The sequence below is a fragment of the Moorena sp. SIO3B2 genome, from assembly GCF_010692525.1.
Classification (GTDB): domain Bacteria; phylum Cyanobacteriota; class Cyanobacteriia; order Cyanobacteriales; family Coleofasciculaceae; genus Moorena; species Moorena producens.
Genome location: NZ_JAAHHE010000396.1, coordinates 1 through 5,337 on the forward strand (window position 1 = coordinate 1; position 5,337 = coordinate 5,337).

General features: G+C 42.3%; 6 protein-coding genes and 1 pseudogene. 4 read left to right on the plus strand and 3 right to left on the minus strand.

What is annotated here, in order from left to right; genetic code table 11:
- From F6K38_RS34490 to F6K38_RS34500, 3 genes and pseudogenes are all read left to right on the plus strand, one after another.
- Positions 1-420, plus strand: a pseudogene (locus tag F6K38_RS34490) (sodium:proline symporter); the annotation flags it as partial.
- A 133-nt stretch (positions 421-553) separates the two neighbouring features.
- Positions 554-700: a hypothetical protein gene (locus F6K38_RS34495; protein ID WP_154659958.1), complete on the plus strand. Its 147-nt coding sequence runs from the start codon at positions 554-556 to the stop codon at positions 698-700.
- A gap of 16 nt (positions 701-716) precedes the next feature.
- On the plus strand, positions 717-2,603 hold the full coding sequence (locus F6K38_RS34500; protein ID WP_287359627.1) for an abortive infection protein: 1,887 nt from the start codon (positions 717-719) through the stop codon (positions 2,601-2,603).
- A 440-nt stretch (positions 2,604-3,043) separates the two neighbouring features.
- On the opposite strand, the gene F6K38_RS34505 is transcribed toward F6K38_RS34500, so the two are convergent.
- A complete protein-coding gene (locus tag F6K38_RS34505) occupies positions 3,044-3,349 on the minus strand; it encodes a protealysin inhibitor emfourin (protein WP_008190153.1) in 306 nt (101 codons plus the stop codon).
- 303 nt (positions 3,350-3,652) lie between these two features.
- Between F6K38_RS34505 and F6K38_RS34510 the strand changes: the two genes are divergently transcribed.
- A complete protein-coding gene (locus F6K38_RS34510; protein WP_008190150.1) occupies positions 3,653-3,844 on the plus strand; it encodes a hypothetical protein in 192 nt (63 codons plus the stop codon).
- Between the two features lie 281 nt (positions 3,845-4,125).
- Here F6K38_RS34510 and F6K38_RS34515 read toward each other — a convergent pair whose 3' ends face one another.
- Together F6K38_RS34515 and F6K38_RS34520 are read right to left on the minus strand one after the other, a co-directional pair.
- On the minus strand, positions 4,126-4,512 hold the full coding sequence (locus F6K38_RS34515; protein ID WP_008190148.1) for an SET domain-containing protein-lysine N-methyltransferase: 387 nt from the start codon (positions 4,510-4,512) through the stop codon (positions 4,126-4,128).
- A gap of 193 nt (positions 4,513-4,705) precedes the next feature.
- Positions 4,706-4,888 (minus strand): hypothetical protein, encoded by a 183-nt coding sequence (locus F6K38_RS34520; protein WP_193374721.1) that lies wholly within the window; start codon positions 4,886-4,888, stop codon positions 4,706-4,708.
- Positions 4,889-5,337: the final 449 nt, after the last annotated feature.

Consider the following 5,337-nt stretch of genomic DNA (forward strand, 5'->3'; position numbering starts at 1 on the left):
GAACTAACCGCCATGGTTGCTGGTTTTGTAGTCGGGTTTGGTACTAGTGTCGTGCCAGTTATTCAGATTCCTGACTTTGGTTGGCGTCTGCTAGTAACAGCTGGAATTACTGGTGTGTTGTGGGTAGTGGTAATGTTACTCACGCCACCAGAATCTGATACCACCTTAGATGAATTTTATCGACGGGTGCGTCCAGCCGGGCCTGGCTGGAAACGTCAGCAGCTTCGCACCGGTTTAGCCCCAGTCCAGGATTTGGAACACGATCTAAAACGGGTGCTGGCATCGATTTTGCTAATGTTTGGAGCAATGTTAGCCATTGGAGGATTTTTGTTGCTAAAGCCCTTGACCGGTTGGGTTTCTCTGGTAATAGCCGTTCTAGGATGGATGTGGTTGCGTCAGATTAAAGGGAGTAGGGAGTAGGGGATTAAAGGCAAGAGGCAAGAGGCAAGAGGCAAGAGGCAAGAGGGGAGTGTGGGAAGTGTGGGAAGTGTGGGAAGTGTGGGGAGAAAGGGGAGTGTGGGGAGTGTGGGGAGTGTGGGAAAGATAGGAAATTATGAGAAGTTTGGAGATAGGTAATTGCAAGGACTATACTATTAAAGCGGTTGTCATAATTATCAGGTACAGTCAATTTTATTACCCCGATTCCCGACTCCCGATTCCCGATTCCCGATTCCCGATTCCCTGTTCCCTGTTCCCTTAAAAAAACCATAGTAATAATGGTAAATCTCCAAAACCCTTTGGTAATCGTCCTGGTTATCCTAATTTTAGTAATCGGGGTGGTATTTTTTATCTACTCTCAAGCCCAGAAAAAAATGACCGAACCGAAACCATCTAACTACGAACTTTGTCGTAACGATCAGATAAATCAACCTAGTTATTATCCGGTAAATCAGACCCTATCATCAAGTCTTTATCAACCCGTTAGTGAGTGGATAGGACGACTGATCGAGCTGCAAAAGGATGAACGAACAACTGATGATTCGGTACTCTTTGAAGTCTACCATGCTGCTCCTGAGTATCAGCATTTGGTGGGACAAATTGTGACTTTAGCATGGAGTAAAGATGCTTCAGGGATCCAAGACTATGTGAAGCGAGTTACCATAGATATTAATTTTAATCAAACCACTGAAGATAGCATGACAGGGGGCGCTATGCATCCGGTTCGATTAAATCATCTGAATCGGGTAGGTCCCCTGGAATCTTTGGCTGCAGCCAGACCTGACGATAATGTGATTGTCATGGTAAACAATCCAGTGGTGACTGAGTCAGAAACAAGCACATCTTTGACTATTGCCGAAGACCCAGTGCAAATTACCGGTCGCTTCTATGGCTTGGTTACCATTATTAAGCGGGAGGCTCTTGAAAGCGATCGCTTTCAAGTATCTCACTTTAATAAAGACTCAAAACAATTTGATGGACCTCAAGAAATTATTCGTATTCCTCAAGTGGTGGCTGACCGGTATGGCATCCCTAGATCTACCAATTCCCAGATTGAAGACTCTCCTCTAAATAGCGCTGGTTGGTATATTTATGGTGCTCAGGATCCTGACGGCATTTTTGTTACCCAAGGGATTGAACCTAGGGCTTTGATGATGCTAGAGCCAGATCAAGTAATTTTGGGAGTTGAGGAAGGGGTAACTTACATTAAGGAAAAAAATTGGGAAAATACCGAACAGCAAAAAGGTACTGCCAAGACAGTTCTGCTGGATCCTTTAGCTGAACAACCAGACGCTGCGATATCCCCTTGGCAGGAGGGAGACCGGGGAATTGTCATCCATCTTTATGGGGGAATTGGTGGTAATAAAAAAGATGAACGTGTCCTTTTTAATATGGTAAGCGGTCACTTTGCCTATGGTATTGCTCATGTAGTGCGTGACCCATTAAGCGATGAATTACGCTTTGATATAGAGTACCAGCAAGTTTATGCTAGTAACCCCGATGGCATTATTGCAGGGTCAATCAAATGGCCGAACTATATGGGAAATTTGCAGCGGGGTTGGTTAGGCAATCGACCTGTTTCTGATGTGATTGTTAAATTGGATGCTGTCACCCAAGACTACGAGTTTGGTGATATTAAACTATCACCTTTGGATGAATTGAAGCATCAGTTACAAGTCATGATGGCTCGCTACCGCACGGGGGATGGTGACGGTGCAGCATTGGCTTCACCAGCAGAGTCCTGTGTGCAAGACTCCAATCAAGCGCTTTATGTAGCCATCCAACAGATAGAAGATGAAGTGAATGACAATCCTGAAATTCAAGAGTGGTTGAACAGTCATCCAGATCATCCCCAAACTCAGCGATTTCAACAATTATCCGAGTTGGGACAAGCACTAGAACAACAGCTGACTCCCCTAGGAATTGTTCGTAGTGACTGGAGGGAAAATGCTGAAACCTTGGTGGGAGTTGCTACCAGTGAAAGTCCAATTACTTCGATTTTAAGAGGACTTGCTAGCTGGCGCACTATACTACCACGACGTGGTCATGACGAAATCGCTAGTCTTTTGTTAAACCATGGCGCTAAACTTTGGGTTATCCGCACTAATCAAGTGGGGGGATTCGATCCTGATATTATCCCCTATGCTCCGACTACGTTATTTTAGAATGTAGAATGTAGAATGTAGAATGTAGAATGTAGAATGCAGAATTTAGAATGCAGAATTTAGAATGTAGAATGTAGAATGCAGAATTTAGAATGCAGAATTTAGAATTATACATCTCGGGGGGTGACATGAGCCCTAAAAAGCTTAGTAGTATATAAGGCTTTGACGCCAATGAGCTCAGGTAAGATACACTCGGAAACTAACCCGACTTTGATTGTGTGGAAGCGAGGGAGCCTTATCACTATGTCAAATGTCAGCCCAAAACAGCATGTATCTTTTGATCACTTATGGGCTAAAATTACTACCCAGTAACGATTTAAGCTTGCTTGCATCTCACCCCCCCAGATTCTAAATTCTAAATTCTTAATTCTACATTCTTAATTCTACATTCTTAATTCTTAATTCTTCATTCTTCATTCTAAATTCTTAATTCTTCATTCTTACTTCAAAGTTGACCTTGCCATCGTTGTCAACCGTCTTAGCAAAGGTTGCAGCATCTCTGGAACTGCTGTATCACCAATTTCCACAGTTTTTTTCCGTCCAGCAACTTCTACGGTCAGTTTGTAGCTAAACTGATCTGCACCCGGTGTTGATGACATCAGCTGTGCTGGTAGCTCAAAGAAACTATTAGTATTAATCATGGCTTGCAGCTGATCAGCTTCTTCTGGCGATAGGGATTCAGTATCAACCTCAGTTGCCATATTCATCCCCATAAAACCGCCAGTACGCTCAAAGTGTATTTTCATAACACCCCCGTCTTTACTACTAAAATCTTGCTTAGACCATTGTGATTAATTATAAGGATTAATTGTAGTGATTAATCCTACAGATTAATCCTAGGGTGGGCAGTGGGTAAAAACGCGATGTTCGAAAAGAACCGCTTCGCGATTGGCCGTTGGCCACGCTACGCGAACGCAAACTGGCTCCATCGGTATAAGACTACCCATTAAGGTGTTTGACATTGATACAAGCTTAAAAGCTGTTGTAGTCAATTTAGCATGCATGCCTTGCGCGTAGCGCCATAACAGGCACTGGGTGCATTTCAATGCATGCTGTTTGACCCGCTGGGTGGAATGGAAATTATGGGTGCAATGGTGATCAGGGGTGGAACAGATATCAGGGGTGGAACAGGAATCTTGCCCGTTACCATTCAGCCTGTGCCAACCAAGCCTGAAGAGGCGTTGCTTAATAATGAAATGATTTTAAGAGTTCTGTGGAATGGATATCTTGCCCGTTTCTGATATTTTCAGACAGGCAGGAGCCCACCTCACTCATATTCATTACTTGATTCAGGAATGCCCATTTGTCTATCTGTGATTGCTTTGTTTTAAGCATTAAAAAAGTACTATTCTGGTTTAAGAGGTTGTCTGAGAAGTCTCATTTGCTACATTCAAGCCCCCTAAATCCCCCAATTTTGGGGGACTTTTACCAACAAATGGATTCTTGTTCCCCCCAGAATTGGGGGGCTAGGGGGGCAAAATTCAGTATCAAAAAACTTTTCAGATATCCTCTAAACAATAACTCAAATAAATTTATTAGCTAAAGAATATTGATCAATGTTGGTATATAAAAGCAAAACTTCCTCCCCTGGCTGAATATCTTTCGATGCGATTAAATGTGCCCATAGACCAATCTCATCTTTAACCCAATTGATATAAGCATTGGGGGTTTCCGAATGATTACATAGGGATGAAAGACCAAAGGCAATATAACCGCCCACATTTTGTTTTTTTTCATATTCTGCAGGGATTACGAAGCAGTACTTAAACACTTCAGTTTTATTGATAATTGACCATTGTTCGGCAGGAAATGATCCCACTGGGGCAGCCTCAATCAATGTGTCTTTGGTAATCAGTTTTGTTGATACAATTCCTCGTTCTTTTTTATCAAAAAATTTAACTTCAATCATTGATATAGTACTTCGATAAGTTTAACAAAGTAGGCATGAAAATAATGCTTTTACCATTTTATTATTATACTATGAAATCTACTTAAAATAGTACCATACAGCACAGCATGGCAATATTTTTTTTAATACTTACTATTCATGAAAATTTACTTTACAGCATTTTTCATTCTATTCTCCAAGCACTCACACTAGGTCAGGCTTTGAGCTTACTTTGACGGTCGTAAGAGCCACGAGAGGTTTTCCCATCGATGTAAATCAGCTTGATATCTAATTGATCCGTAAGATACTCTATCCAGCGCAATAAAAAGTCATGAAACTGTTCTGGGTCAATCAGGGCAAACACTCGCGAGCGTCGTGTCGTGAGACGGTATCCCATTTGGCAACTCCAAAAGCGATGCAGCGCCTTCACGCGGGGGTTTCCCCCGGAGACAAAACCTTAGACAGTTGAGCCTTTATGGTTGGTAGGCTATGCAGAAAAGGGGTAAAACTTATTGATTAAGGCTCAACTGTCTTACGGTAAATTCAAACCACTCGCGCTTTGCATCAAGACAAGGTGGCTAACCACTCGTATTCTTCGCGGGCCTTAGGTAGCGACCGCCACCATATTATCTGCTCCAGCTAAAGTGGCGCTTGATCCCAATCGCTACAATAGACCTCTTGCAAAAGTCCAATAAAAAAGATATAAATGGGTCAGTATAAGGGAAAATAATGACCTATCAAAAAGTTAAAGATTTAACTAACCAGGAGTTCAAACGCCTTTGTGGGGTAAGAATTGAGACTTTTACTCAGATGGTGAAATTAGTAGAAGAAAATGAAAAACAGAAG

Bases quoted from the DNA above. Each gene is read 5' to 3' on its own strand.
- F6K38_RS34495 (WP_154659958.1), top strand. From the start codon at position 554: ATGAGAAGTTTGGAGATAGGTAATTGCAAGGACTATACTATTAAAGCG.
- F6K38_RS34500 (WP_287359627.1), top strand. From the start codon at position 717: ATGGTAAATCTCCAAAACCCTTTGGTAATCGTCCTGGTTATCCTAATT.
- F6K38_RS34505 (WP_008190153.1), bottom strand. From the start codon at position 3,349: ATGAAAATACACTTTGAGCGTACTGGCGGTTTTATGGGGATGAATATG.
- F6K38_RS34510 (WP_008190150.1), top strand. From the start codon at position 3,653: ATGCTGTTTGACCCGCTGGGTGGAATGGAAATTATGGGTGCAATGGTG.
- F6K38_RS34515 (WP_008190148.1), bottom strand. From the start codon at position 4,512: ATGATTGAAGTTAAATTTTTTGATAAAAAAGAACGAGGAATTGTATCA.
- F6K38_RS34520 (WP_193374721.1), bottom strand. From the start codon at position 4,888: ATGGGATACCGTCTCACGACACGACGCTCGCGAGTGTTTGCCCTGATT.